Source organism: Streptomyces goshikiensis (assembly GCF_014650555.1).
Classification (GTDB): domain Bacteria; phylum Actinomycetota; class Actinomycetes; order Streptomycetales; family Streptomycetaceae; genus Streptomyces; species Streptomyces goshikiensis.
Genome location: NZ_BMVE01000020.1, coordinates 1 through 26,896 on the forward strand (window position 1 = coordinate 1; position 26,896 = coordinate 26,896).

Annotated in this window: 27 protein-coding genes and 1 pseudogene; 15 read left to right on the forward strand and 13 right to left on the reverse strand. The window is 70.2% G+C overall.

Going from position 1 to position 26,896, the window contains the following annotated elements; translation table 11 throughout:
• From IE248_RS34555 to IE248_RS38340, 6 genes are all read right to left on the reverse strand, one after another.
• On the reverse strand, window positions 1–460 hold a 460-nt coding region (locus IE248_RS34555), incomplete at its 3' end, for a fasciclin domain-containing protein (RefSeq protein WP_373301699.1).
• Window positions 461–547: 87 nt separating this feature from the next.
• Window positions 548–2,623 (reverse strand): MMPL family transporter, encoded by a 2,076-nt coding sequence (locus IE248_RS34560; protein ID WP_190032791.1) that lies wholly within the window; start codon window positions 2,621–2,623, stop codon window positions 548–550.
• Between the two features lie 352 nt (window positions 2,624–2,975).
• Window positions 2,976–3,206, reverse strand: a complete 231-nt coding sequence (locus IE248_RS34565) for a chaplin (protein ID WP_373301696.1) — start codon at window positions 3,204–3,206, stop codon at window positions 2,976–2,978.
• A gap of 1,234 nt (window positions 3,207–4,440) precedes the next feature.
• A complete protein-coding gene (locus IE248_RS34570) occupies window positions 4,441–4,758 on the reverse strand; it encodes a hypothetical protein (protein WP_190032793.1) in 318 nt (105 codons plus the stop codon).
• A 117-nt stretch (window positions 4,759–4,875) separates the two neighbouring features.
• Window positions 4,876–5,583 (reverse strand): DUF1345 domain-containing protein, encoded by a 708-nt coding sequence (locus IE248_RS34575; RefSeq protein WP_190032794.1) that lies wholly within the window; start codon window positions 5,581–5,583, stop codon window positions 4,876–4,878.
• A 19-nt stretch (window positions 5,584–5,602) separates the two neighbouring features.
• Entirely contained in the window at window positions 5,603–5,728 is a 126-nt protein-coding gene (locus IE248_RS38340) for a hypothetical protein (RefSeq protein WP_268254118.1), read from the reverse strand.
• Between the two features lie 187 nt (window positions 5,729–5,915).
• Here IE248_RS38340 and IE248_RS37940 point away from each other — a divergent pair.
• The 6 genes and pseudogenes from IE248_RS37940 to IE248_RS34605 all read left to right on the forward strand — a co-directional run.
• Window positions 5,916–6,041: pseudogene (locus IE248_RS37940) on the forward strand (integrase core domain-containing protein); the annotation flags it as partial.
• Window positions 6,042–6,427: 386 nt separating this feature from the next.
• Window positions 6,428–7,597 (forward strand): FAD-dependent oxidoreductase, encoded by a 1,170-nt coding sequence (locus IE248_RS34585; protein ID WP_190032796.1) that lies wholly within the window; start codon window positions 6,428–6,430, stop codon window positions 7,595–7,597.
• A 359-nt stretch (window positions 7,598–7,956) separates the two neighbouring features.
• Window positions 7,957–8,484: a hypothetical protein gene (locus tag IE248_RS34590; protein ID WP_229895741.1), complete on the forward strand. Its 528-nt coding sequence runs from the start codon at window positions 7,957–7,959 to the stop codon at window positions 8,482–8,484.
• A 158-nt stretch (window positions 8,485–8,642) separates the two neighbouring features.
• A complete protein-coding gene (locus tag IE248_RS34595) occupies window positions 8,643–9,173 on the forward strand; it encodes a hypothetical protein (RefSeq protein ID WP_073799091.1) in 531 nt (176 codons plus the stop codon).
• Between the two features lie 2 nt (window positions 9,174–9,175).
• Window positions 9,176–10,387, forward strand: a complete 1,212-nt coding sequence (locus IE248_RS34600; protein ID WP_190032797.1) for a histidine kinase — start codon at window positions 9,176–9,178, stop codon at window positions 10,385–10,387.
• Window positions 10,384–11,049 carry a response regulator gene (locus IE248_RS34605; protein WP_190032798.1) on the forward strand — a complete coding sequence of 222 codons (666 nt, stop codon included), beginning with the start codon at window positions 10,384–10,386 and terminating at the stop codon, window positions 11,047–11,049. The genes IE248_RS34600 and IE248_RS34605 overlap by 4 nt, the downstream gene beginning before the upstream one ends.
• A 44-nt stretch (window positions 11,050–11,093) precedes the next feature.
• Here the strand turns inward: IE248_RS34605 and IE248_RS34610 are convergent, their stop codons facing one another.
• Both IE248_RS34610 and IE248_RS34615 read right to left on the reverse strand, forming a co-directional pair.
• Complete coding sequence (locus tag IE248_RS34610) at window positions 11,094–11,417, reverse strand: monooxygenase (RefSeq protein WP_073799094.1); 324 nt, start codon at window positions 11,415–11,417, stop codon at window positions 11,094–11,096.
• Window positions 11,418–12,342: 925 nt separating this feature from the next.
• Entirely contained in the window at window positions 12,343–13,011 is a 669-nt protein-coding gene (locus IE248_RS34615; RefSeq protein WP_190032799.1) for a TetR/AcrR family transcriptional regulator, read from the reverse strand.
• Window positions 13,012–13,068: 57 nt separating this feature from the next.
• On the opposite strand from IE248_RS34615, the gene IE248_RS34620 reads away from it, so the two are divergent.
• The 4 genes from IE248_RS34620 to IE248_RS34635 all read left to right on the forward strand — a co-directional run bounded on the left by IE248_RS34620 (window position 13,069) and on the right by IE248_RS34635 (window position 16,899).
• The gene (locus IE248_RS34620) at window positions 13,069–14,538 is read left to right on the forward strand and encodes an MFS transporter (protein WP_190032800.1); all 1,470 of its coding nucleotides are present in this window, start codon (window positions 13,069–13,071) and stop codon (window positions 14,536–14,538) included.
• Window positions 14,535–14,930, forward strand: a complete 396-nt coding sequence (locus IE248_RS34625; protein WP_190032801.1) for a cupin domain-containing protein — start codon at window positions 14,535–14,537, stop codon at window positions 14,928–14,930. Before IE248_RS34620 ends, IE248_RS34625 begins: the two co-directional genes overlap by 4 nt.
• A 194-nt stretch (window positions 14,931–15,124) precedes the next feature.
• Window positions 15,125–15,940 (forward strand): MEDS domain-containing protein, encoded by an 816-nt coding sequence (locus IE248_RS34630; RefSeq protein WP_190032802.1) that lies wholly within the window; start codon window positions 15,125–15,127, stop codon window positions 15,938–15,940.
• A complete protein-coding gene (locus IE248_RS34635) occupies window positions 15,937–16,899 on the forward strand; it encodes an anti-sigma factor RsbA family regulatory protein (RefSeq protein WP_037790627.1) in 963 nt (320 codons plus the stop codon). The genes IE248_RS34630 and IE248_RS34635 overlap by 4 nt, the downstream gene beginning before the upstream one ends.
• A 60-nt stretch (window positions 16,900–16,959) precedes the next feature.
• Here IE248_RS34635 and IE248_RS34640 read toward each other — a convergent pair whose 3' ends face one another.
• Window positions 16,960–17,796, reverse strand: coding sequence for a class II glutamine amidotransferase (locus tag IE248_RS34640; RefSeq protein WP_073779463.1), 837 nt, complete (start codon window positions 17,794–17,796; stop codon window positions 16,960–16,962).
• A 302-nt stretch (window positions 17,797–18,098) separates the two neighbouring features.
• Between IE248_RS34640 and IE248_RS34645 the strand changes: the two genes are divergently transcribed.
• Window positions 18,099–18,467, forward strand: coding sequence for a hypothetical protein (locus tag IE248_RS34645; RefSeq protein ID WP_190032803.1), 369 nt, complete (start codon window positions 18,099–18,101; stop codon window positions 18,465–18,467).
• A gap of 219 nt (window positions 18,468–18,686) precedes the next feature.
• On the opposite strand, the gene IE248_RS34650 is transcribed toward IE248_RS34645, so the two are convergent.
• Window positions 18,687–19,946, reverse strand: coding sequence for a beta-ketoacyl-[acyl-carrier-protein] synthase family protein (locus IE248_RS34650; RefSeq protein WP_190032804.1), 1,260 nt, complete (start codon window positions 19,944–19,946; stop codon window positions 18,687–18,689).
• Window positions 19,947–20,012: 66 nt separating this feature from the next.
• Between IE248_RS34650 and IE248_RS34655 the strand changes: the two genes are divergently transcribed.
• A complete protein-coding gene (locus tag IE248_RS34655; RefSeq protein WP_190032805.1) occupies window positions 20,013–20,639 on the forward strand; it encodes a TetR/AcrR family transcriptional regulator C-terminal domain-containing protein in 627 nt (208 codons plus the stop codon).
• A 95-nt stretch (window positions 20,640–20,734) separates the two neighbouring features.
• Entirely contained in the window at window positions 20,735–21,013 is a 279-nt protein-coding gene (locus tag IE248_RS34660) for a hypothetical protein (protein WP_190032806.1), read from the forward strand.
• A 112-nt stretch (window positions 21,014–21,125) separates the two neighbouring features.
• Here IE248_RS34660 and IE248_RS34665 read toward each other — a convergent pair whose 3' ends face one another.
• Window positions 21,126–21,584, reverse strand: coding sequence for a DUF6228 family protein (locus IE248_RS34665; RefSeq protein WP_229895743.1), 459 nt, complete (start codon window positions 21,582–21,584; stop codon window positions 21,126–21,128).
• Between the two features lie 214 nt (window positions 21,585–21,798).
• On the opposite strand from IE248_RS34665, the gene IE248_RS34670 reads away from it, so the two are divergent.
• Complete coding sequence (locus IE248_RS34670) at window positions 21,799–22,239, forward strand: hypothetical protein (RefSeq protein ID WP_008736817.1); 441 nt, start codon at window positions 21,799–21,801, stop codon at window positions 22,237–22,239.
• A 341-nt stretch (window positions 22,240–22,580) separates the two neighbouring features.
• Window positions 22,581–23,768 (forward strand): MFS transporter, encoded by a 1,188-nt coding sequence (locus IE248_RS34675; RefSeq protein ID WP_229895744.1) that lies wholly within the window; start codon window positions 22,581–22,583, stop codon window positions 23,766–23,768.
• Between the two features lie 132 nt (window positions 23,769–23,900).
• Here IE248_RS34675 and IE248_RS34680 read toward each other — a convergent pair whose 3' ends face one another.
• Both IE248_RS34680 and IE248_RS34685 read right to left on the reverse strand, forming a co-directional pair.
• Window positions 23,901–24,734, reverse strand: a complete 834-nt coding sequence (locus tag IE248_RS34680) for a PIG-L family deacetylase (RefSeq protein WP_190032808.1) — start codon at window positions 24,732–24,734, stop codon at window positions 23,901–23,903.
• A gap of 232 nt (window positions 24,735–24,966) precedes the next feature.
• The gene (locus IE248_RS34685; RefSeq protein ID WP_229895745.1) at window positions 24,967–26,487 is read right to left on the reverse strand and encodes an MFS transporter; all 1,521 of its coding nucleotides are present in this window, start codon (window positions 26,485–26,487) and stop codon (window positions 24,967–24,969) included.
• Window positions 26,488–26,896: the final 409 nt, after the last annotated feature.

Here is a 26,896-nt window from a genome sequence, read left to right on the forward strand (position 1 = left end):
TGTCGTTGACCTTGTAGGCCTCACCGGAGCCCTTGGCGGTGACCATGCCCTTCTGCAGGGTTTCGAAGGAGCCGTTCTCCAGCTGCTTCGGGGTGAGCTTCTGGCCCACGACGTGGTAGGTGAGGATCTTGGTGAGCATCGCCTTGTCGGCGAGGACCTTGTCGAGGTCGGCCTTCGGGATCTTGGCGAAGGCGTCGTTGGTCGGGGCGAAGACGGTGATGTCCTTGGCGTTGTTCAGGGTGTCCACGAGGCCGGCCTTCTTCACGGCGGCGACCAGCGTCGACAGGGCGGGGTTGTTCGAGGCGGCGGTGGCGACCGGGTCCTTGGCCATCCCGTCGAAGGAGCCAGGGACGGAGGCGACAACCCTGTGCCAGCCGCTCGCTCCGTCGAGGACGGTCCGCGAGCGCACTGCGTCTCCGGCCGGCAGGTCGATGATGGCGAGCGCCGTGAACGCGGCCAGGAGTCCGGCCGTGGCGCCGAGTGCAGCGCGGAGAGGGCGCTGCAGAAGCTGCTCACACCCGCCATTCGGCGAGGCCCGACCGGCGGATTACGGCGCGGCCCTGGATGGGGAAGGACTGGCATGGCTGCCGACGGGCGGGGCGGGTACGAGTGTGCTGTCGGCGGTGAGCCGGTCGCCAGGTAGGCGCGCGGGCCACCAGGTGTGGTGTCCGAGGTCGAGGATGAGGGCGGGGACGAGGAAGAGCCGTACGAGGAGGGTGTCGATCAGGACGCCGATCGCGACGATGCAGCCGATCTGGGCCAGGTAGAGCAGGGGCATCACAGCCAGTGAGGCGAAAGTGGTGGCCAGGATGAGTCCGGCTGCGCTGATGACGCCGCTCGTGGTGGCCAGCCCCTGCCGTACCCCGGCCGTGGTGCCCCGTACGACAGCTTCGCCGCGGATCCGGTGGACGAGGAAGATGTTGTAGTCCACTCCGAGCGCGACGAGGAACACGAAGGAGAACAGCACCACGGCCGGCTCGGTGGCGGCGCTGCCGAACACCATGCGAAAGGTCACGGCAGCGGTACCGAAAGCGGTGAACAGGCTCACCCAGGCGGTCGCTACCAGTAGCAGCGGCAGAAGCAGGCAGCGGAGCAGGACGATCAGGACGGCCAGGACCACTGCCAGCACCAAAGGCATGATCAGCCTGTGGCTGCGCCGGGACGCCTCGTGAAGGTCGGCGAGCTGCGCGCTCTGGCCTCCGACCAGTGCACTGGTCCCGGCCAGCGAGGCGCGAAGCCGGGCGACGGTCTGCCGCGCCTGTGCGCTGTCTGGGGCGTCCGTCAGCGTCGCCAGGACCAGTGCTGTCCCGCCGGGCCGGGCCGGGGGCGCTGATACGGCGGCCACGCCCGCAGTTGCGGCGACCCGGCTGCGTGCCTCGGATGCCCGGGCGGTGGGGGCGACGATGACCAGAGGGCTTGCGGTGCCGGCCGGGAAGTGGCGGGCGAGGACGCGTTGCCCGACTGCGGAAGACGCCTTGGCCGGGAGGGCCTGGTGGAGCGGGATACCGGACTGCGTGAGCAGCGGCGCGGCCACCGCTCCGGCGGCGAGCAAGGTGAGGCAGGCGAGCCATACCCGTCGCGGTCGGTGCTCGACAGTACGCGTCGGCCGAGCCCACCCTCGGTGCGGTCCAGCACCAGCGTGGGGCCGCAGTGTGTGCCGGTGGCACAGCGTCAGAGCTGCCGGCAGGAAGGTCAGTGACACGGCGGCACAACAGACCATGGCGATCATCACGGCAGGGCCAAGCGCCCTCTCGGAGGGCAGGGCGCTGAATAGCAGCGTCAGCATGGCGCAGGCGATGGTAGCGGCGCTGGCCAGCACGGGCGGGGTCGTGGCCCGGACCGCCGGAGCCATCGCCCGGGCCGTGTCATGCTGTTCGCTGAGTTCTTCCCGGTATCGGGCAGCCAAAAGCAGCGCATAGTCAGTGCTGGCGCCGACGACCAGGACGAACACGATGCCCTGACTCTGGCCGTCGATCTGCAGAATGCCCGCGCGAACAAGGGCGTACAACGCGGCGCACGAGACGGCCAGGGCCACCAGCGCGCCCACCATCACCAACAGCGGCATCAACACGCTGCGGTAGACCAGCAACAGGATCAGTAGAACGCCGCCCAGAGCGAAGGCCAGCAGCGCGCCGTCGGTCGCAGCGAAGGCGCCATCGAGGTCGGCCTGCGCTGCCGCAGCACCTGCCAGGTACACGCTCGTACCGCCGACCGCGGCCGCCGCCTCACGAACGGCGGCGAGCTGGGCGGGCAACCCGGTAGGACCTGCGGCGATGACCGCGGTCAGGGCCCGGCCCTCCCGGGAGAGCACGGGAACCCCGCTGGCGCCCACCCCGGAGAAGCCGGCGCTGACCTGCCGCGCCGTCTCGAACTGGCGGCTCGTGATCTGCTCGCCCTCCGTGCGGGAGAGCCAGATCACGGCCAGAGGCAGCGGCTGGTCCGCGCCGGTGGGATTGAGGAGTCGGTCCACCCGGGCGGACTCCGCCTCACCCGGCAGTTGCAGGTTCGAGCTTGCATGGGCGGCCTCACCCAGGCGGACCGTGAAGGGGCTGGTGACCAGAGCCAGCAGCAGCCACAGCGCGAGCAGGGGGACCGACCATGCCCGGTTGAAGTTCTTCACCACGAGGTGCCTCTCATGCCGCCGGTGGTGCCCGGGCTGATCTTCAGGTGCGATTCGCTGACCTCACCGGCGATCGGGACCACCGGCAAGTCCGTTAGGGCGGCTACGAGCGGTGCACCTGAGCCAAGAGGGTGGGCAAGCAGGTATCGCGCTCCTCGCCTGGTGTGAGCGCAGAGGGCTGGAGGGTACTGCGGGTGGCTGTGTCGCCAGCCACCCGCAGCTGACCCGACCGGCGGTTCTTCCGGGGGCACGAAGGGTCCCGAGAGCCCTGTCGTGTGCCCTCCGCCGGGCGGGTCACCGGTCCGCGCCACCCCGTCGTGTCGGCGCGGACCGGAGTTCTCACCGTGGTGCCGGATCAGGTGTTGACGCAGGTGTTGCCGAAGGACGGGTTCAGTAGTCCGATGACGCTGACGGTGTTGCCGCACGCGTTGACGGGGATGTGGATGGGCACCTGGATCAGGTTGCCCGAGCCCACCCCCGGCGAGCCCGCGGCCACCCCCTGGGGCCCGGCGTCGGCCGCTGCCATCGACGCGCCGCCCACTACGACCGCACCGGCCGCCAGCGCTACCGTGAGACCTCGTCGCACACGAACCATCTGAAATACCTCCCATGGTGATGCCTGTGTCGGGCGAAGGTTCCGCCCAACCGGTGAGGAAGCCACGTAACCCTTGCGGCTCCCTCACCCGTGCCTTCGCCACCGCTGACCCGCAGGTTGGGCCGGCATCTCCGGATTCCCTCGAACGGGGTAACTGCCGGGCTACGGGTGACGAAGCGTCCTGCCATCCCATCCGCACGCCCCTCCGCTACGAAGAACTGCTGACACAACCACCTGCGCCGGCGGTGATCAGGACATCTGCACCAGCAGAACAACCAGGGTGACGATCTGATCGATGGAGGACGTCAACGACCACCCAAAAGCCGATCTTTGCCTACTTTTCGATCCCAAGCTCCTACTCCTGGGGACAGCTCAGCGTGGTGCTCGGCCTATCGCTGACCGAGGCCTCGGCTGTCGAGGCAGTCGAGCAGCGCAGCCTCCGTCCGGTGCAACCGGTCGCGGTCATCGGCGGGTAGCGATGCGAGTGCGTCGACCAGGACCCGCTCGCGAGGAACGTAGACCGTGTTGCTTGAGCAGATCCGGCATCCCGAGCACCAGGCCAAACCGATGCAGCGCTCGAAGCCGGAGGACTTGGGCGGATGGCAGTGGTACTGGTAGGAGCGGACAGGCTCGTGGCAGACAACGCAGATCCAGCGGTCACCATCGAAGACGGACCAGCCGCTCCCTCTCTTGCGCCAGGACTTCCGGCCCCCGCCCGGTGCTCCTCAAGTCGTCATGGCGGTCATTCTGACTCAGGGGACGCTCGATTGCCTCTGGCTGTCCTCGTGTTTCGAAAGGATGAACGCACGGTCGAGGTCCAGGGTCTCTGCGTTCCTTGACGGTGTGCTCTTCGCCCTGGGAGGCCTATCCCGCATCCTGCGAGCTGGCCGCTGCTTACTGGGCAAGGCCAGGTTCTGGCCAGGGGTTGGTCGGCGACCGCATGCATGAAGTGCCCGGCCAGTCGCAGTGTGATCGTCTGGCCGGTATGTCTGGTGATGATGCGGAAGACTTCGCCGTCGACCGTAGCCGTAGCAGTGCGGCGCCATCTGGGCAAGGACCGGCCGACGTGCTCCGCGCATGCTGAGCCGGCGCAGATTGTCCTTCCGCCAGCCGGGACTGGACGGTCCCCGGCAGGTGTCCGTCCAGCACGAGGGGGACGCTGCGTCGATCGGCCCGAGCCGCGAGGAGGTGGCCAACCAAGCGGCGGCATCCCGACACGGCCCCGTCATAGGTCGAGGCTGACCACCCAGTAGTCGTACTCCTCTGCGGTGACACCGCAGATACGGTCGCCGCGCGAAGAGCAGGCGATGAATTCGATGCGTCCCTGGTCATCGACGAGGCGGGATACGTCGGCCGTGTCGGTCAAGCGCACACGGACCCAGCCGACCGCAGAGCTGCCGGTCACGACCGCCGTGAGGAGGAACCTCCCGTCTCCGCCGACCACACCGGCCTGACGGGCATGGTCGAGCCACAGCTGGTGGACCCCTGAGAGCTCCCCCGTCAGGGGAAGGGACGCAATGGGCTCCACGTCGAAACCCGCCATCGCGCGCCAAGCGTGATCAGGCCGTCCTCGTTGACCAGCACGCCCCGATCATCGATGCCCAGGCCGTACCGAACCAACGGCCGTGGTGCTCTCGCTGTGCGGAGGATCGGCAGTTCGTCAGGCGAGGACGTTGACGGCTCGGGCGATGACCAGTCCCAGGATGACGAGCGAGACGATGGACTGGAGGGTCATGACGCTCTTGGCCCAGGGGGTGAGTGGCATGACGTCGGTAGGGCTGAAGGCCGTGGAATTGGTGAATCCGAGGTAGAGGTAGTCGATGTAGCGGGGACGCCAGTGCGAGGCGTTCAGTTCGGGGTTGAGGTGTTGGGGAAAGGCGAGTGCGGGAGCGGCGGGCATGTGGTGGGCCCGGGCGGCCGGCCCGCCGCTGTCCAGTTCGAAGTACAGCAGGGAGAACGTGATGACGGTGGAGGCCCAGACGCTGCCCCCGACCAGCAGGAGGGTCGTGGCCGAGTTGGTCTCGCTCCCGCCGTGGATGAGGTCGTCGATGAGCCGGACGGTTGACCAAATGGCGCCGCACGCCATCACGCTGACCAGGGCGATCGATACCCCGCGCAGGGCCGCCGAGCGCCGGCTGATCCGGATGGGGTCGCCCGAGATCAGCGCCACCAGGAGGAGACCTTCCGCGAGGGGGAGTGCCCACCGGGGTCCCAAGCGCAAGTCGTCGGGCAGGAGCAAGGTCAGAACCGCCGAGGCGACGACCGCTGCGGCCATCGGCCAGCGGGTCTCGGCGCGCACCGCGGGCTGTGGCTCCGGCTCGTGCGGATGGCTCGTACGGTTCGTAGCGGAGGAGTCGTGTCCGGTCACGGCCGTCTGCTGCCCGGGCTCAGACGGCGCAGTCCGTCACCCGACGTCCGGGGCTGTGCTCGACGGGCACCCGGTCCGCGGGGGTGTCGTGCAGCGGGAGACGCCCGGAGACCGCGGCGACGGTCGCCCTTGATGTCGCGTTCATCTGCGGCTCCTCGTAGGTGAAGGCGTGCGACCGTTCCCGCTCGCTGCGCAGGGATCTTGGACGCCAGGCTAGTCGGCGGGGAAAACGGCGGCGTGACCGACACGCTCCGCATCCGCATGCCTGGCGCCGACGTACCGCCGGCCCTGGGGAGGGAACGAGCGGCGCCGCGCACCATGCCCGCGGACGGGAGCCGCGGTCGCCCGCGCCGACCGGCAAGATCGAGCGCTTTCACAAGACGCTGCGCCGGGAGTTCTTGAACCGCGTCGCACCGTTCTCGTGCCACGAGGCAGCCCAGCAGACCGTCGACGAGTGGCCGCTGTCCTGCGGAGGACCGTCCAGCCCCGGCCGGCGGAGGAGAACCTGCGCTGGCCCAGCCCTGCCGGCGGTCTCGGCCAGCGGGGCTACCTCCACCGCTGGGGCTGCTGGATGATCTTCTGGAGCAGTTGCTGGAACTTGGGGCGGTTGAACGGCACGTCCGCGAAGTTCTTTTGCGGGGCGGAAACCTCCGTATCCGCATCCACATGCCTGCTGATCCGCGCTTCCCTGATGGCCTTGCCCGGGGCGCCCAGGGCTTGTCCGGCCGATCGGGTCCGGAGCCGGCTGTGGGTTCCGTGTCGGTGGCTTGTCGGCGAGGTCCGGCAGCCTTCGAGAGACGGCCGGCCAGAGCCCACTGGACGGCCCCGATCCCGAGGAGCCACCATGCGCGTCCCCGTCACGATCATCGGCGCAGGACTCGGCGGACTCACGCTGGCCCGCGTCCTGCACGTCCACGACATCCCGGTCACGGTCTACGAGGCGGAGTCCTCCCCGACCGTACGCACGCAGGGCGGAATGCTCGACATCCACGACTACAACGGGCAGCTCGCCCTCAAGGCAGCCGGCCTGATGGACGAGTTCCACGCCATCGTCATGAAGGGCCGCGAAGCCCTGCGGATCCTCGACCGGGACGGGACCGTCCTGCTCGACAAGGCCGACGATGGCAGGGGCGGACGCCCCGAGGTGCAGCGCGGCGAACTGCGGCAGATCCTGCTCGACTCGCTCCCGGCGGGCACCGTCCGGTGGGGGCACAAGGCCGGAAGCGCCCGCGCCCTCGGCGAGGGCCGCCACGAGGTGACGTTCGCCGACGGCAGCACCGTCGTCACCAGCCTGCTGGTCGGCGCGGACGGCGCATGGTCGCGGATCCGGCCGCTGCTCAGCACCGCCACACCCGAGTACGCCGGCACGTCGTCCGTCGAGACGTACCTGTTCGACGCCGAGACCCGGCACCCCACTGCCGCGAGGACGGTCGGCGGCGGGATGCTGATGGCGCCCGCGCCGGGCAAGGAGATCTTCGCTCACCGGGAAAGCGGCGACACCCTGCACACGTACGTGATGCTGGCCAGGCCGCAGGACTGGTTCGCCGCCATCGACTTCACCGATCCCGCAGCGGCCGCCGCGCGCATCGCGCGGGAATTCGACGGCTGGGCGCCGGAACTCACCGCCCTGATCACCGAGGGCGACACCGCGCCGGTCCTGCGCCCCCAGTACGCCCTGCCCGCCGAGCACCGATGGGACCGCGTGCCGGGGGTGACCCTGATCGGTGACGCCGCCCACCTCTCGCCCCCGAACGGCGAGGGCGCCAACCTCGCCATGCTCGACGGAGCCGAACTCGGCCAGGCCCTCGCCGCGCACCCCGACGACATCGAGGCCGCGCTCACCGCGTACGAGCAGGCCATGTTCCCTCGCAGCGCCGAAGCCGCCACTTCTGAAGGTGGCGGGGCTGTGGGGATGGACACCGAACACAACACGGCCCAGGCCCTGACCGACATGATCACCCAGAAGACCGATGAAGCCGCGCGGGCTGAAAGTCCTTCCACCGTCACCCGGTGAGCGACGCCGTACGCCGTACGCCGGCGCCCCGGCTCGCTTGCCGGTTGACCGTTGACGGTTGACGGCACCGCGTCCACTGCGATGCACTACAGGCGGGGGAGAGGCGTGTGACACCGCCGCAGCGCCTTCGCCCGCGTACGGCCCCCCACTGGTGCGGGCGCCGCCCCTCTCGATGATGATGTACAAGGCCCGGACAGGCCATTCACCGCTGTCCACCGGTCGGTTGACAGCCGGGTCCGTCGGTCGGTTGTCCCGGTCCCCGCTCCCGCTCCCTAGCGTTGAGGGTGGAAGGTGCGGGAGGGCCGTAGAGCGCCTCCGTACTCATCGAGATGAGGGGTGACTCGCCCATGAGCCCGTTCTTGACCGCATTGATCGCCAGCGGGGTGATCCTGATCATCATCCTGTCCACCGACCTGGGGACCCGCAAGATCACCAACATGCGGTTGCTGCGCTCGATCATCGCCATCGTGATCGTGATCGCGCTCTTCGTCCACACGCTCCCCCTGGGCGGGAACGACCCCTGGCTCCAGCTGGTGGGCATCGGCACGGGAGCCGTGTGCGGCCTGCTCGCCGCGGCCCTGCTGCCCGCCCACCGGGGTACCGACGGCGACATCTACACCAAGGGCGGCATCGCCTATGCGATCGTCTGGACCTTGATGTCCGCCTCCCGCGTGCTCTTCGCCTACGGTTCCGAGCACTGGTTCACCGAGGACGTCATCATGTTCAGCATCAACAACAAGCTGAGCGGCCAAGACGTCTACTCGAACGCCTTCGTCTTCATGGCCCTGGCCGCGGTCCTCGCGCGCACGGCTGTCCTGCTCGTCAAGCGCCGCCGGCTGAGCGGAGCCCAGACTCCGGCGGCTGACACCCTCGTGAGCTCCTCATGACGTCCTCGGCCGTCGTCGGGACGCGCGGACTCTGACACCGGACGCGCTCAGGTGCTGCGGCGACCCTGCCCCCTGAGCGCTCCGGCCGGCCGATCTCCACCCCCGTCTCCACCCTGGGGTCCAGGTGCCGCGAGCCGCGCCGCAGCAGTCTGGAGGGCATGACAGCAACCGAGTGGATCACCGACATCGCCCTCATCCTGATCGTCTTCCGGCAGCTGCGGGAAGGCCGGCTCGACCGCAAGACCTTCCTGCTCCCGCTGGGGATCGTGGCCTTCGTGGCGTACACATACCTGGACTCCGTCCCCACCGACGGCAACGACCTCGTCCTGATCGCGGCCCTGACCGCCGTGGGCGCCGCACTCGGCGTCGCCGGGGGCGTGTACACCCGCATCCGCGCCCTCGACGGCAACCTCCTGATCAAGGCGGGAGCCGTATCGGCGGTCCTGTGGATCGTGGGCATGGGGGCGCGCATGGGCTTCCAGACGTGGGTCGAGCACGGTGGCGGCGCCGAGCCCGTCGCCCGGTTCAGCCTCGCGCACCACATCACCAGCCAGCAGGCCTGGGTCGCGGCCTTCGTGCTGATGGCCCTCACCGAAGTCGTCACCCGGGTGGCCACGATCTACGTCCGGAGCCGCGGCCACAGGCTCGCCGTGGCCCGCCCTGCCGCCGCCCTCGGCCGTACGGCCTGACCGTGCCGTATCTTCGGCCCGTGCCCGCAGACCAGAGCGCCCCGCACCCCGGGGCGGACACCGGAGAGGCGACGGGGGAGCGTCCCGTCCCCGAGCAGGACCCGCGCGTGCAGTGGGCGGCGACGCTCGCGGTCATCGTCGCGGGAGCCCTGACGATCCGGCCCATGGGCCTCAGCGGCCAGGGTCTGGCCGTGGCCGTGCTCTTCGTGGTCAACGCCGCCTCCCTCCTGGCCCGGCGCCTGCCCGAGCACAGGGTCCCGCCGCGCCTCGCCCTCGTCTGGCTCACACTCGGCGTCTTCGCGGCGGCCGCCCTGATCGGCGTCAGCAGCAGCGGGACGAGCTACCTCTTCGCCTTCTTCCTCGCCGGCCACATCGGGTACCGGCTGGAGACCCGGCCGGCCCTGGTCCTCGCCGGGCTGTGCAGCCTGCTCTGCGGTGCCGTCCTCTACCTGAGCCTCGGGCCGGAGCAGGACCCGCTTGCGTGGACGTTCGGGCTCGCCACCGGCATCCCGGTCCTGATCGGCATCGTCAACCGGACGCAGCGCCGGGCCGTGCGGGCGGCGATCGAGGCGGCGGGGTCGGCCGAACGCGCCGCCCGCGCCGAGGCCCGTACAGCCGTACTGACCGAGCGCGGCCGGATCGCCCGGGACGTGCACGACGTACTGGCGCACTCGCTCGCCGGGATCAACATGCAGCTGGAACTGGCGGACGCGCTGATCGACACCGGCGACTTGAACAAGGTGCGAGAGGCGCACGAGAAGGCCCACGACCTGGTCAAGGAGAGTCTGAGGCAGGCGCAGTGGACCGTGCACGCGCTGCGCGAGGACACCTTGCCGCTGCCGCAGAGCCTGGCGGCGATGCTCGCGTCCTCGGGCCACCGGGACGCGCTCACCGTCACCGGGACCGAACGCCGCCTCCCGGCGAAGGTGGTCCAGAACCTGCTGCGGATCGCTCAGGAGGCCTTGACCAACGCGGCCCGGCACGCGCCCGGGGGAGCCGTCGACGTGGAGCTGACGTTCGTCGCGGCATCGACCACACTGAGGATCAGGAACCGTCCCGCCACCGGTGAGGTGCGCGCGGGCGCAGGCAGCGGGATGGGGTTGATCGGTATGCGCGAGCGCGTCGCCCTGCTGGGCGGAACGCTCACCGCGGGTCCGGTAGCCGAGGGCCCGCACCAGGGGGACTGGCAAGTGGAGGCAGTGATTCCGCAATGACCGAACCGGCAGCAGAGCAAAAGCGGTTGAGGGTGGTCGTCGCGGACGACCAGGCCGCCGTCCGCGAGCCCCTCGCCGCGGTGCTCGCCCTGGCCGAGGACCTCGACGTCGTCGCGGCCGCCGCCAACGGCACCGAGGTGCTGGCCGCCGTCGCGGCCGGTCCGGTGGACGTGGTGCTGATGGACCTGAGGATGACGGTGATGGACGGCACCGAGACGACGCGCCGACTGGCCGAGGAGCACCCAGAGGTGGCGGTGGTCGTCCTGACCACCTTCGCCGACGACGAATCCATCCTGGGCGCCCTGGGCGCGGGAGCCCGCGGCTACCTGACCAAGAACGCGGGACGCCAGGACATCGCCCGAGCGATCCGGGCCGCGGCCGCCGGCCAGTCCGTCCTCGACCGCGAGGTCCAAGACCGCCTGCTCGCCACCGTCAGGACCACGGCGCCCGCGCCCGCCCGGCCCCTGCCCGAGGACCTCACGCCCCGCGAACGCGAGGTCCTCGCACTGATCGGCCAGGGCCTGCCCAACCGGGCCATCGCGCAACGGCTCTTCGTCAGCGAGGCCACGGTCAAGACGCACATCAACAACCTGTTCGCCAAGGCGGGGATCCGCGACCGCGCGGACGCCGTCCGCCGCGCCATCGCAGCGGGCCTAGCCTGACCCGCGCCCCGCAGCCGACCCGGATGCCGCTGCCGCGTCGGCGATCAGGCGGTGGTGGGAGCGAGCGGAGCCCTGTTGATCGCCGACAGCGGACCGTTCACCGCAAAGACCCGGCCACGGATATCGGTGATGCCCCAGGACTGCAGCCGTTCGGTGTGCATGGTCAGGTACTTCTGCGCAGTGGCCTCGGATTCGAAGAGGTAGACGCCGCCCGCTTCGCCGGCCTCGCTGTTCTCGGTCCAGATCTTCCAGATCATCCCCGGCTCGTGGTTGATGCTCTCGGCCAGCTGCTGGTACTCGGTCGCCATCTGTTCCCCGAAGGGTCCGTTGCTCGGGAAGTCGACCTGGAGGAGGTACGTCGTAGCCATGTCTGTTCCTTCGTGCTGTGTCGTGCTCGTGTTCGTCAGTTCGGAACGCCGACGCAGTGCGAACAACCGCGTCGCTGCGGACGAAATTCCCACGTCACCCGCGTGCAACTGACCCATCAGGGCGCCACTTTCACGGAGATGGTCGACGTACCGGCAGACGGGGGAGCACCCCCTCGGACCTGGCACCCCCGCTGTCACCAGCCCTGGGCCGCGAACCGTGCGAGTGGGGCTTTCCGTGTTCCCGTACCGCTCGGCGTCCGGATGCGGGATGCTGCCTGGATGGAGGAGAGGCCTTGTCAGCCGTGCGGTGGTCTTCGGGTCACTGAGCACACGGAGCACGCCGTCGAGACGGATGAGAGCGGCAACCAGCGGCCCGTGATCCGCCAGTGGACGGGGCCGTGTGGCGCGTGCGGCGGGAGCGGTGTCACTTACCAGTAGGAGGAGAGCATGCGGACGGTCTTTGTCTGTCTGGGGTGTGCCGTGCAGTATCTGCCGCCGGAGTCGATGACGTATCCGGAGGCGGGTGTTGAGGCCAGTGAGGTGCACTGCTCACTGCCGGCCTGCCGGAGCAGCGCGCAGGAGTCGGTGCGGGTGATGGGCGTGCCCCAGGAGGTCGCCGCCCAGTGGGCCCGGCGCGCGGCGGGGCTGGACGGTCCGGTGCGGCGTCCTCGGCCTGGCCGCCGGGCGCGGGGAGGCCGGGCGGCATCGGCGCCCGCCGCAGCCCGCAACCGGCTCGGATAGGCCGGCTATTCCGTCATCAACATGACGGAATTTCGGCAGAGTTGAGACGTCCGCGCCTGGCAGTCGCCGGCCTCTTCGAGGACGGAGGCGTGCGTCACCAGGTTCGTACGGACGGGGGCGCGGGTCCCCGCGTCACCTGGCGCGGGGTCCGAAGGCCCCCGACGCCGGCGCCGGCGGTGGGCCGTCAGTGGGCGGCAAGGAGGCCGGTCACCAGCGCCCGGAGCCCGTCCAGGTAGGTGTCCTCGCCGGTCAGCGGCGTCCAACGGTCCGCCACTTGCGCCAATCGGGGGACTTCGGCCGGGTCGAGATTGCCGAAGACCTGCTCCCGGTAGGTCGTACGGTCGTCGTCCGCGCGCCGCCGGGCCGCTGTCGCCCGTACCACGATCTCTCCAGCGGTGTAGTACCAGATCGCGCGGTAACCGTGCACGGCCTGCTCGGGGGGCAGCCCGCATTCGACCAGGCCGTCGACGATCTGCTCGACGAACCACAGCGCGGACGCTGACATCAGGTCATCGGCGGTCAGCACCTCCACGATCCAGGGGCAGGCCGCGAGCGCTTCGTGGATCGCGGCGGCGGCGACGACGACCCGCTCGCGAGGATCGGCGGCCGGTTCGGGTCGGCGCAGCGCCCGCGCGGCGTAGTCGTCCAGCAGCAGGACGAGCAGTTCTTCCTTGTTGCGGACGTGGTGGTAGAGCGCCATCGGCGTGCTGCCGATCTCCGCGGCCAGCCGCCGCATCGTCAGCCGGTCCACACCCTCCTCGGTCACGATCCGGCGGGCCGTCCCGATGACCTCCTCGCGGGAGATGCGGGGAGGTCGGCCAGGGGACTTGCGCGGTGCGGACGGCTGGGGCATGGCCCCCATCATTCCCCAGGTATCGACATCGGTGATCCCTGGCGCTAGTTTCTATACATGTACAAAAACTTAGCCGGGCGGCCCGGAGTGGTGCTGGCGGCCGCTGCCGTCGCCCAGTTCGTCTTCGCCCTGGACATGTCGGTGGTCAACGTCGCACTGCCCGCGATCCGCACCGCGCTGGGATTCGCGCCGCTCGATCTGTCGTGGGTCGTACACATCTACGCGCTCACCTTCGGCGGACTCCTGCTGCTGGGCGGCCGCGCTTGCGACCTGTACGGTCACCGCCGCCTGCTCGTGGGCGGCCTGGCCGTCTTCGGGCTGTGCTCGCTGGCGGGCGGCCTCGTCCAGGCGCCCTGGCAACTGATCGCGGCCCGCGCCGGCCAGGGGCTGGGCGCGGCCGCGGCCGCCCCAGCCGCACTGGGGATGCTCACGACCGCCTTCCCCGAAGGCCCTCGGCGTGTCAGGGCGCTCGGGGTGTGGAGCGCGGTGAACGCCGCCGGAGGAGCACTGGGGGTGATGGCGGGCGGCCTGCTGACCGAGTACGTCGATTGGCGCTGGGTGATGCTCGTCAACCTGCCCATCGTGGCGGCGGCCCTCGCGCTGGTTCTGGCGGGCGTGCCGGCCGGAGGGCTGCCCGACCGGCGCGAGAGGCCGGACGTACTCGGCGCGGTCCTGGCGACCGGGGGAGTAGGGCTGCTGGTGTTGGGCGTCGTCCGCACCGACACCCGGGGCTGGGGATCCCCGGCCACGGTGGCGACCCTCGCCGCGGCGGTCGCGCTCCTGGCCGCCTTCGTCTACGCCGAATCCAGGGCCTCCGCGCCACTGCTGCGCCTCGGCCTGCTGCGCAGCCGCTGGGTGGCGGGCGCCAACGTGCTGGTGTTCCTGGCCGCGGCCGGGCAGTTCGCGGCGTTCTACTTCATGTCCCTGTACATGCAGCAGGTCCTGGGCATGGGCGCCGCGGCGACCGGTACCGCCTTCCTGCCGTTCTCCGTGAGTCTGGTCGCGGGTACCGTCATCGCGACCCGCGTCACCGCGACACGGACCCCCCGAGCGGCCCTGGTGCCCGGCGCTCTGCTGGCCGCCGCGGGCCTGGCCTGGTGTGCCTGCGTCAGCCCTCATGGCGGCTTCCTCACCGACGTGCTCGGCCCCTGCGCCGTCACCGGCGTCGGCGTCGGACTGGTCCTCGCCCCGGTCGCCGCCGCCGCGACCACCGGCGTCGCCTCCCGCGAGGCCGGAATGGCCTCCGGCCTCTTCAACAGCTCCCGCCAACTCGGCGGCTGCGTCGGCCTGGCCGCCCTGGCGACCATCGCCGCCCTGCGCACCGGACCGGCCACCGACCCCACCGCGCTCAACGCCGGCTATGCCCTGAGCCTCGCCGTCTCCGCCGGCCTCTTCGTCGTCGCGGCGGTGGTGGCGATCGTCGTACTGCCGCGCCATCGTGCTGCCGGCCCGCCTGCCCCGCGACCGGCCGCAACTGCCGTACCCGCCGTACCCGCAGAGAACCGACTGGAAGGAACACCGTCATGACGACGCCCGTCATCGACCTCTTCGCCTCCGCGCTGCAGTTCCGCCCCGACGGCGATGTCCGAGTCGCCGAACGACGGATGACGAGCAGCGACTCGGGCACCTGGCAGATCGCGACGTTCCACGTGGAGACCGACGCCGAGGTGCACGCCGACCACTGGGAGATGCACCCGGAGGCGGAAGAGGCGGTGTGCTGTCTCACGGGAGGCGTCCGCCTCTACTTCCGTCCCACCACGCCCGGCGGAGCCGAGGACATGGTGCAGCTGAGCGCGGGCACTGCCGTGATCGTCCCCCGCGGCCGCTGGCACCGCCTGGAGCTGAACGCCCCCAGTGACCTGATGTCGATCACCCTTCGCCACGGCACCCGCCTCGAAAGGCGCACCCGCACCCACTGAACGGAGGAGACCGGCGGCGGGGCTCGAACTGATCGGGCTCCCTCTGATTGGGCCCCCGCTGACCGGGCAATGGCACCCTGTCCCCTGCCCCGCGCTCCGGTCCGCCCCTCCGCCTCCACAGGCCCCGGCCCGAGTCCGCAGTGTGGTCGGGCGGGTAAGCTGGTCGAGGGGCCAGAAGGCCGGAAGGGGGCGAGGTGAGAGCCGCACGCGCGTTGGCGACACTGGACGAGGTCGAGCTCGGTGACCACGTCTGCTGGCGGATGGACCCGTCCGCGACCTTCTTCGCGGACGCGCGCGCGTACGTGGCCGACGGCGCCCTCTACGGGGACAAGCTCGTGTTCGTCGCCCCCGCCCGCAACGCCTCCGGCCTGCCCCGGACCGTGCCCGAGGGCCTGCCCCCTGCCTCGGTGGTTCTGGACCTGCCGGATTCCGCGAACACCGAATCGGTCCTGGCCGCCGTGCGCCGGGAAGCCCGTACGGCCGCCCGCCAGGGCTTCCGTTCGGTCCGCGTGCTCACCGAGCGGATCCCCGCGACCGCGCCCGGCGAGGCCGAGGAGCTGCTGGCCCAGGAACTGAAACTCGACGAGTTCGCCTCGGAGAGCGGCGCCATCGTGGTGTGCGCCTTCCGGCCGTCGTTGTGGGACGCGCCGACGCTTGAGCGGGCGGCATGTATGCATCCGCAGGAAACGGGCACGAGGGCACCACGTCCGGCCTTCCGGATGTTCAGCACCGGCACTGACAGGTGGAGCGTTGACGGAGTGATCGACTCGGAGTGCGCCTCGGCGTTCAACGCCGCTCTACGGGCTGCCATGGGCCACGCCGCCAAGGTGCGGCTGCGGTTCGACACCCTGGAGATGATCGACGCCGCCGGCATGCACGCGCTCGTCGACGCGGCCCGTCACCTGCCCGATCGTCGGATCCACGTCGAGGGAGCCAACGACACCGTCCGCCTGTGCTGGGAACTCGCGGGCTACGCGAACGACGGCGTACCGGTGGTGATGGCCGCATGACCGAGACCGTGCCCTCTAAGGCACCCGGCGGGCCCGAGAGCCCCTTCCGCCACGAGCTGTACCCCTACCGGGGCGACGCGCAGTTCCTGTCCGGGACGCTGGGCTTCATCCAGGAGGCCCTGGAGGGCGGTGAGGCGGTGGTCGTCGCCGTGCCCTCGGACAAGACCTCGCTGCTGCGCGCCGAACTCTCCGACGAGCCCGCGGTCGCCTTCGTCGACGTGACGACGGCCGGCCCGAACCCCGGCCGGCTCGTCGCCGCGTGGTCGGCCTGGATGAAGGAGCGGGGCGAGGGTGACCGGCCCGTACGCGGTATCGGCGAAACCGCGTGGCACCAGGCGCGCAGCGCCGCCCACCTCTCCGAACTGCGTTACCACGAATGGCTGTTGAACCGGGCCTTCGCCCACAGCCCCACCTGGTCGATGCTGTGTCCCTACGACGCGGCCGATGAGGACCAGGACGCTCTGCGGTCGCTGTCGCGCTGCCACCCCCTGATCCGCCGGGACGGGCAGTACGCGACCAACGAGGAGTACCTCGGCGGGAACGAGTACGCCTTCGACGTCCTGTCCGCGCCCTGTGACCCGTTCCAGGAATTGAGCTTCACGCAAGGCGACCTGGCCGCGATCCGCGCGAAGGTCTCCCAGTGCGCCTCCGACGCGGGCGTCTCCGAGACCAAGCTGGCGAGGCTGGCCGTCGCCGTCACGGAGATCGCGACGAACAGCATCCGGCACGCCGGGGGCCAAGGCACCCTGCGCACCTGGACCCAGGACACGACGTTCCTGTGCGAGTTCCGCGACTCGGGGTTCATCGCCGACGCGATGGCGGGCCGCAGCCGCCCCGACACCCACCAGATCGGTGGCCGGGGCCTCTGGCTCGCGCACCAGCTCTGCGACCTCGTCGAGATCCGCTCCACCCGTGACCAGGGCACGACGGTCCGCCTGCACATGGACGTCCCCCGCTAGCCAAAACCACACCGGGCGCGTGGTGTTCGCAGCTCGGCAGCCGCAGCCGTCACGGCCGCGTCATGCCGCTTCGGGGGTGAAGGGACACAAGGCGTCGGCCCCGACACGCACCACGCCGTAGCTGCTCTCGGGCACCTCGTGCCAGGCACCCGGCAGATCGCCGAGGGGTTCGGACACCACCAGGCGGGTCTCGTCGGACACCTCCTGGAGGAAGAGCATGTCGGGGTGGAGCTTGCGCAGCGAGTCCACCCGGCTGCTGTAGAAGAGCGACCGTGAGGTGCCCTGGCTGGAATACCGGAAGGCCCACAGGGTCGTCCCGTCGGTGACGGCGACCGTCATCTGCATCGGGTACTCCACACCGTGCTCGCGGCCGACGCGCTCCACCAGCCCCACCATCTTCGCGACGGCGGCCGGCGGGTCCTCCTCCAGGCCGAAGGTGAGCGCGAGGTAGAACATGACCTCCGAGTCCGTCGTCCCCTCGATCTCGGAGTACAGCGCGGGGTCCACGAGCATCGTGAGGTCCCGCCGCATGGCGTGGAAGCCGGCGATGGAGCCGTTGTGCATCCACATCCAGCGGCCGTGCCGGAACGGATGACAGTTCGTCTGCTGCACCGCCGTGCCCGTCGACGCCCGGATGTGGGCGAAGAACAGCGGAGAGGTCACGTGGTCCGCGAGCTCCCTCAGATTGCGGTTGTTCCAGGCCGGGCCGACGTCCCGCATGAGCGCGGGAGTGCCGTCACTGCCCTCCGGGTACCACCCGACACCGAACCCGTCGCCGTTCGTCGTCTCGACACCCAACTTGGAGTGCAGGCTCTGATCGATCAGCGAGTGGGCCGGTTTGTAGAGGATGGTGTCGAGCAGTATGGGCGTTCCCGAGTAAGCGAGCCATCGGCACATGAGCGATCACCTGTGTTCCTGCCTGCACCCGCAGGGATACCGCGAGCTCTCGTCCGGCCAGTCTCATTTTCACCGCCCTCGCCGCGCATCGCCATGCGGATCCCGCACCGTAGCGGCCCGTACCCGGATGGTCACGACGGGTTCGAGGTAATACCGAAACCTGCCACGACAGTGGGGGCGGGATGCCCGCGCTCACTCGCCAGGTCAGAGGCCGAGTGCCTCGCGGGCGGTGGCTACTACGCTCATGCCGAATACGAGCCGTTCAAGCGGGCCCGGCCCGCACCCCGTGCAAGGATGGCCCCATGGCTGCATCGACCGCGTTGTCTCTCCTCCGGAACCGCACCGACGGATCGTTCCTCTCGCTCTGGTCGAAGGATTCGGTCCTGTCCATCGGCTCGGTCGGCTCCGTGCTGTCCATCGGTTCCGTCGGGTCGGCCCTCTCCATCGGCTCGGTCGGCAGTGTCCTGTCGGCCGCCTCGATCGGGTCTTCCCTCTCGCTCGTCTCCGCCGGCTCCTGGCTGAGTACGGGCTCGGTGCTGTCCGCACAGTCCCGCTGGTCCGTACTCTCCTGGCGGTCTCGCGGCGGCTTCATGGCCGCCGGGGCCCTGACCGTGACGGCCGGCGCGGCAGCCGTCCTCGTACGCGGCCGCATCACCCACACGCGGCCTTAGCCGTCGGCCTGGGCCTCCAGGAGGTGCTCCAGCAACCGTGACGCCGACTGCAATCCTCTGCGCCACCGGAGCCCCGCCGAAGCGGTCCACCCCGCCACCCCCACCGCAGGTGCCAAGGGCCGCAAGGCCGACCGCTCAGAGGCACGTGAAACCTGTGGGGCTGACGACCGCCGCCGGAGGAGCCCCTCCGTAACCCAGCAGCGGGCCCTGCGGGCCCAACTACGCGGTCGACGCCGTACGGGAGGCGTGTTGCCGTGCGCCGGTGACGATGAGTGAGACGTTCTGCCCGCCGAAGCCGAAGGAGTTGCTGAGCACGGCTTCCTGGGGGACGTCGCGTCGCTCCGCGACGACATCGAGGTCGATGCCGGGATCGACGCCGGCCGCGGTGAGGTTGCGGGTCGGCGGGATGACGCCGTGCTTCACGCTGAGGACGGCGATGAGAGCCTCGATCGCGCCGGCGGCGCCAAAGAGATGGCCGAGCGCCGCCTTGGGGGCTGTCACGGTGGCGCGGCCGAAGACCTCTCCGATTGCGTGCGCCTCGGCGACGTCGCCGGCTTGGGTTCCGGTGGCGTGGGCGTTGATGTGGCTGATCTGCTCGGGAGTCAGACCGGCTTGTGCGAGGGCCTTCCGCATGGCCGAGATCTGACCGGAGCCGTCGGGAGCAGGGGCCGTGATGTGGTGAGCGTCGGCGGCGATGCCGGCGCCCGCGAGTACCGCGTGGACACGCGCGCCCCGGGCACTGGCGTGTTCGGCGCTTTCGAGCACTACGACGGCCGCGCCTTCACTGAGGACGAAACCGCTGCGGTCCGCGGCGAACGGCCGGGAGGCCGAGGCGGGTTCGGCGGTGTGTCGCGACAGTGCTTGCGCCTGGGCGAAGCCGGCGACGGTGATCGGGGTGATAGCGGCCTCGGTTCCACCCGCGATGACCACGTCCGCCTCGCCGGCACGGATGAGCCTGGCCCCCAGGGCGATCGCCTCGGCACCGGAAGAGCACGCCGAGACGGGCGTGTAGGCCCCGGCCCGCGCGCCGTATTCGATGCTGATCAGCGCTGCCGCCGCATTGGGCATGAGCATGGGGACCGTGCGTGGCGAGACGCGCCGTGTCCCGGCCGCCTCCAGCGCGTCGTCTTCCTTCAGCAGCGTCCGTATGCCCCCGATGCCCGTGCCGATCGCCGAGGCGAGCCGGTCCGGGTCCACCCGTGGGGCACCGGCATCGGCCCAGGCCTCGGCCGCCGCGGTGAAGGCAGCCTGCTGTGAGCGGTCGAGCCGCCTGGCCTGTACCGGCAGCAGCGACTCGGCGGGGTCGATCGCCATGGTCCCCGCGACGATGTCGGGAAGACCGGCGCCTACGTGGCCGGGCAGGACCCCGCCACGGATGCCGGACTTGCCGGCAAGCAGGGCGTCCCAGGTGGACTCGACGTCTCCACCGAGTGGGGTGATCGCGCCGAGTCCGGTCACGACGACTTCAGTCCGGTGCATGTCCTTGGGTCTTTCTTGTATGCGATACAAGTGAACGAGCCCTGTTGTATCACATACAATTCGGGCGTGGAGAAGAAGCGAACCGAAGCTGGATCAACGTCGCCCCGGTCGCGTGACCGCGGTCGCGCGACGAGGCGCCGGCTCATTGAGGAAACCGCCCGGCTCTGCAAGGAGCGGCCCGGAGCTGAGGTGAGCGTCGCGGAGATCGCGAACGCGGCAGGTGTCTTCCCCAATCAGGTCACCTACCACTTCGGCTCCAAGGACTCGCTGCTCGTGCACGCCGCCTTTCTCGGCTTGCTGCACGACGCCCGACGGATCGAGCGCATCGGTCGCCAGGCCCCCGATGCGGCGGCATTTCGACGCAACGTCGCCCGCGCCGTACTGGCCATGCCCTCGCTCCCCTCGGTCGCGCGAGCACTCGCCGCCGGGATCTCCAAGCCCGAACTCGCCCCCGTGGTCGACCGGCACCTCCAGTTGCTGTTCCGGCAATCCGAGCGCTTCGTGAGTCAGCTCACCGACAGGCGCGGCTGGAGGACCCGTCGGCCGCTCAGCGTGGAGACCCGGACGTTCTGGAGCACCGCGCTCGGCGCCGTGCTGCTCGTCCGCGCCGGGGCGCACGGCACTGTCGCCGACCTCGACCTCGCGGGAGCATTGACCATCCACGACGACTCCGCCGCAGGCCCGTCCGACTGAGCCGGCCGCGCACACCGCCGGGGACGGGGAATTTCTGAGACCGGCAGGACAGGCGACTCACGCTTCTCCACCACCTCGATCGCGGGAGGACCGCAGTGAGCGGCGACGAACCATCAGGCGACAGCCTGGCCTTCACCCGTGTGACCACTTTGTGGGCAGCTCATACGGGCGAGTCTTTCCCCGACGGGCTGCGTTGGGTCGACGCACCCAGCGGCGCCCCAGTTCCCGCCCTCGACTTCTACGCGGCCGGTTGCGTCAACGCCTACCTCGCCGGACAGGGCGTACTCGATCCGCAGCGCCATCGCATCCTGACCGAGTGCGCTACGGACCTCGAAGCCATCCTTCCTGGACTGACCGGCCACGACGCCACGTAGGTCGCCAGGCTGATCCGCATGGCTGAGCTGATCACCCACCCCCACCGTGCCCGGGGGCGATCTCGCTGAGCACGAACCGCTGGCTCGGCGCCCTCTGGTCATCTCCCCGGAGTCAGCTGGCCTGGCCTTCGAGGAAGTGACGGATTTCGGCGGCGAAGGATGCCATCTGTTCGCCGGCTTCCAGCTGCGTGGTCACCGAAGCACTCCAACCGCCCGCGGCCGTCCGCCAAGGGCGCAGTGTCCAGGTCAAATTGACGTAGCCACCGGGCCGGAAGACTGCGGACACGGCGAAGTCGTGGTCGTCGGTCTCCCAGCACTGCTCGCCGTCCCAGCCGGTGAAGTCCCCGGCGAGCTTCACCAGGAACGGCGCAAGATCGCTGCTGTTCCCGATCCAGGCCACGGCCTTGTCGAGGCGAGCGGTCATCCCGGGCGCCTGAACCTCGACCGAGTAGTGCACGCAGTAGTCGTCGGAGCTGTGGCGGTCACGGAAGCTGACTCCTACGGACACGTTGTCCTGGCAGCGGATGGTCACGCACGGCTGCTCATCGAAATCGTCGACTTGGGAGTTCACCAGAGAACCCTAAGCCAGCGCAGAACCCGCCCCGTCATGGGTGCGAGGCCGTCTCCTTCGGATCGCTTCGACGAAGATGGCGGCGAGGTGGACTGGTCGGCCGGCTGCGGATCGCCGCCCGGATCCCGCGCCGCCGCGGCGCTGTTGGCTGGCTGTGGAGACGTTGCCGGGGCCCTGGTGCGCGGGTGGTGGCCGGGCAGGCTAGTTTGCTGGGATGAGTCTCCTTGATGATGTGGCCGAGCGCGACGGCTGGCGGTGCTGGGTATGTGATGAACCGGTCGATCCCGACGAGTCGGTGAACGACCCGCGGGGGCCCAGCGTCGACAGCCGGACCGCCGACCGGAAAGCGAAGGTCGCCGAGCGGCTCGCGCACCGCGGGTGCAACACCCGCAAGGGCGCGGTCAAGGTGGTCATCGCCTGGCCGGAGCACCTGTACGTGGTCGAACCCGCGCCGCTGATCGCCGTTGCCGACAGGCTGGAGCGCAAGGGGGGCCGCGAGATGGTGGGCCGTTGTCCGACGAAGCGGGACGCCCAAGAGGCGGCGGATTGGCTGGTGGACCGGTTCTCCCGACTGGTGCCGGGGCTGCCGGTGACCGCCGACATCCAGGCGGGCGGAGGCCAGTTCCTTGTCCTCCTGGCCACAGGCCGCCGCTGATCGGGGGATACCCGCGCACGCTCGCGTCGAGACGGTGTCATCTGACGATCCAGCTGTTCCTTTTGGGCAGGTCAGCCGCCGTGGGCAAGCTCCTTCCGGAAAATGACACCTCTTCCCACGGAGTAGCCGGGGGAAGAGGTTCCCCTGTCGGTGCCGGCGGTGGCCGGCTGCGGTATGGCGACCGCGTCGCGCCGGTTCATTTCGCCAAGGACGCGGTCCTCTCAACCACCCACCGGTGACTGCCGAGTTGCTCTGCGACCGCTGTTAGCCTGCCGTCCATGATCAAAGACACTCCGACAGGCCGGATAGGCAGCATGGTGGGGGACAGCAGGCCGGAGCGCGTGCTGATCGCCGCCAGTTTCGTCAACCGGGTCGGCAACGGCCTGTTCAACGCGGCGTCGGCGCTCTATTTCACCTTGGTCGTGGGCCTGCCCGCAGCGCAGGTCGGTGCGGCGCTCACCATCGCCGGAGTGATCGGCTTATGCGCGGGGATCCCCGGCGGGCATCTCGCCGACCGGCGCGGGGCGCGCACGATCATGATGCTGGCCCTCGCGGTCCAGGCGATGTCGATGGCCGCCCTCGTCCTCGTCGAGAGCTGGACCGCGCTTACGGTCATCGCGACGGTCGACCAGATCGCCGCGGCGGCCGGTGGCGCGGCCTGGGGCGCCTTGGTGGTCCGGGTCGGGGGTGATCGCCCGGCCCGCTTCCGGGCGAAGTTGCGCACCTTCGTCAACCTGGGCGTCGTTCTCGGAACGGTGGGTGCCGGGCTGGCGCTGGCCGCGGACACCCGTGGTGCCTATGTCACGCTGATCCTCGGCAACGCCGCGAGCTTCGCCCTGTGCGCGGTGCTGTTGCTCCTGCTGCCCCGCTATCCGGTGCTGGCAGCGCCGCCGCAGCAGAGTCGCTGGGTCGCTTTCGCGGACCGCCCGTTCCTGACGTTCACCGCTCTCTACGGGGCCATGGGACTTCAGTACCAGGTGGTCTCCCTGCTCCTGCCGATCTGGATCTCCCAACACACCGAAGCGCCGCGCTGGACGGTAGCCGCGCTGTTCGCCGTCAATGCCGCCTTCTGCGTACTGCTGCAGACCAGGATCGGGTCCCGTATCGAAACCCCGCACGACGGCGGCAGGGCATTTCGTATCGCCGGGCTGCTCTTCCTCGTCAGCTGCCCGATGATGGCACTGGCGGCGTACACCCCGGTCTGGGCCGCAGTGGGACTGGTCCTGGCAGCGATCTTCGTCCACAGCCTGGCAGAGGTCTGGGAGTCCTCGGCGTGCTTCGCCCTGGGCTTCGGTCTGGCCCCCGACCACGCCCAGGGCCAGTACCAAGGTGTGCTCGGCCTCGGCTTCAGCACGGGCCAGGCCCTTGCCCCCGCGATCCTCACCACGGTGGTGTTCGGCCTCGGCACGGCGGGCTGGCTGCTCCTGGCGGGCTTCTTCGCGGCGCTGGGCGCTGCCGGGCCGCCTCTTGCCCGCTGGGGCATGCGGACCCGGCCCCAGCCGGGCATTGCCGCGGAAGTGACGGGATGAGCACGGCGGCGTAGGCGGGGGGTGGGGCCCGGTGCGCGAACGTCCCGGCACCGGGCCCCACTACGCCTCGTCACCGTCCCGCCCCCCATTCCGGAGAGCCACGGCAACCCGGGTACCCGTCGGACAAGCGGGTCAGCGCAGGCCGGCGAACAGATCGTTCTCGGGCACGGCCGCGCCGGTGGAGTCCTTGACACGTACGAAGGTCTCCATGCCCATCAACTCGCCGAACCTCTCCTTGCCCATCTTGAGGAAGAAGATGTTCTCGCCCTGACTGGCGTGCGCGGCCAGCGCATCGAACTTCTGACCGCTGAACGCGGTGGTGTCCACCCACGTGGTGATCTCATCGTCGGGGAGGCCGATCTCGGCCATCGCGGCGGCCTCGGCGGGATCCGGCTCGGGCATGTCCTCATGGAACTCGCGCAGGATCTCCCCGAACCGCTGCATCGCCGAACGGGGCATCGTCGTCCAGTACACCTTCGGCGTCAGCGCGGTCATCTCCAGCGCCGCCATCGTGATCCGGTGGGCCTGGATGTGGTCGGGGTGGCCGTAGAAGCCGTTCTCGTCATAGGTGACGACCACATCGGGCCTGTAGTGCCGCATGAGTTCGGCAAGCCGGGCGGCGCCTTCCTCCACGGAGGTCTGCCAGAAGGATCCGGGCGCGTCGTTGCTCGGCCAGCCCATCATCCCGGAGTCCGCGTAGTCCAGCGTTTCCAGATCGCTGATCTTGAGGACGTCACAGCTCGCTTCGAGTTCTTGACGGCGCATCGAGGCGACGGTCGCCGAATCGTGCCCGGGATCGCCCGGCTTGACACCCCCCGGTCCGTCACCGCAACGGCCGTCGGTACACGTCACGAGAACCGTGCGGATGCCTTCCGCCGCGTACCGAGCGAGGACCCCGCCCGTTCCGGTGGCCTCGTCGTCGGGGTGGGCGTGTACTGCCATGAGCGTCAAGCGACGGTCAGTCATGAAACAGTCCTCCTGCGGAAATACGTCTTGGTCCAAGTGTGCGGCGGGCGTACCGCGATCCTGGGGCCTGATCCTGGTGGTACGGACGACCTCGTGGCCTCCGCGTTCCCCACCTGTACGGCGCGGGTCCCCCAGTCGATGCAACCGCGCCGGCCCGATCAGCTGTTCCCGACACGGCCGATTGGCCTTCAGGAATTGATCAGGCGACGAGCGCCGTGACCAGCTGCTCAGGTCACGGCGTTTTGAGCTGCTGCCCCGAAGTACCGGCGGGCGACGAGCCGCCGCTTGCGTCCTGCGCCGCTGCTCTCGGTCGAATCCGGGAGGTCGGCCGCCATTGGGGCGCCGCCTGCGCTCGGGTGCCCTCCAGCGGCGACATCCCGAACCATTCCGCCCGGGCGCGCGCCGCCCGTTGCTCCTGGCCTCGCGCCGCGGCGAGCCACTCTTCTTTCGCTGCGGCTGGCGCACCCGCCGGAGACGTATTCCGGACCGCCTGACGGCCGGGGCCGCCAACAACGGGCGCGTAGGTGTCTCTTTCGTGCGGAGGGAGACTGACGTGGTGCTTCCGGTGCTGTCTCGTGCGCCGGTGGCGGCCGCGGGGGCTGGTGGTTCCAAGGTTGCGGCGGGCGAGGGTGAGGATGGTCAGCGCGGTGGCGGCGCCGGCGGCGGGGAGCGCGGCGAGCACGTAGAGGCGCGTGGCGAGGGCTGCGGCGAGCGCGGTCCCGGCGGCCTGGCCGGTGCCGACGGACAGGATCAGCCAGGCGTACGCCTCGGTGGTACGAGAAGGGGGAGCGAGGACGTCCACGGTGTGGAAGCCGTTGGTAATGATCAAGGTGAAGAACAGCCCCGGGATCGCCGTGAAGACGATGGCCGTACTGGGGTCGGGCTGGGTCAGCAGGGGCATCCAGCCCAGGAGGAACAGGGCGCTGGTCGTGATGAGCTGGGTGGCGGGCGTACCGGGCCGCGCTCGGCGGGCGTAGATCAGGCTGCCCAGGAGGCTGCCGGTGGAGAACGCGGCGGGGAGCACTCCGGAGAACATGGCCAGCCCGTGGGTGCCGGCCATGCCCGCAGCCCACACGTTCATCGCTCCGAACGCGAACCCCGTTCCCGCCAACGCGGTGAACAGCTGGATCAGGCCGGTGCTCATCAGCCGTCCACTCCCGGCCGCCCCCTCGGCGGCGGGGGAACGCCAGGCCTGCGACGGTGCGGAGGTCAGGACGACCGCCGTGCCCACGAGCCCGAGGGCAGCGGTCGTGGTCAAGGCGCTGTCGGGCCCGTGCGCGGTCGCAAGCCACGAGGCGAGCAGGGGGCCGACGATGTAGAGGAGCCCCTGTGAGCCGGTGTCGAGGGCCTGGACGACCCGGCGCCGCCCGAGGTCGGGCAGGACCGTCGGCCAGAGCGCTCGTAGCCCTGCTTCCAGCGGCGGTGTGAACAGACCCGCGAACCCCACCACGGCGGTCACCACCGTCGGCTGGCCGCCCGCCCCGATCAGGGGGAGCGAGGCCAGGCAACCGGCGTTGACCAGTACCGCCGGCGCCGACACGCGGGCCTGGCCATGGCGGTCCATCAGCCTTCCCTTGACCGGCTGGGAGAGCCCGGACGCCAGCCCGTACAGCGCTGCGAGCATTCCGGCGAAGGCGAGCGACCCGCCGCCGCCGGTGATCCACAGGACGAGTCCCACGGGAACCATGCTGTTGGGCAGGCGCCCGGTCAGGGTGCCGGCGAGCAGGCGGACGACGTGTCGGCTGCCCAGCACGGCGCCGTATGTGGCGGTCGGCGAGGCAGTGGCAGGCGGGTGATCGGCCAGGGTCAACAGGGCGGGGCTTTCCGTCAGTGGGCGTGCGAGGTGGGGTTGGGGCCGGGCCGGCCACGGGCACGGTGCCGACGGAGGAGGGGGGAGGCGTGGGCAGGCGGAGCGTAACCCGGAGCCGCCCGGCCATCGCAGAACTTGTGATCTTCCGACAAGACTGTGGGGGCGGTCGCCGCTGCGGACTCGACAGGGTGTCGCGAAGTGGCACGAATGGAACGCGGGATCAGAACTCCCGCTGCCGGTAGCGTGGTTGGACTGGCACGGCGACGGACCTGACTCGCACTCGGGCGGTTCGCAGGGCCGCGGGCGGAAGAGGTCCGCGTGATCGTCGGCCGGCCATGCGATTGACTGTGCC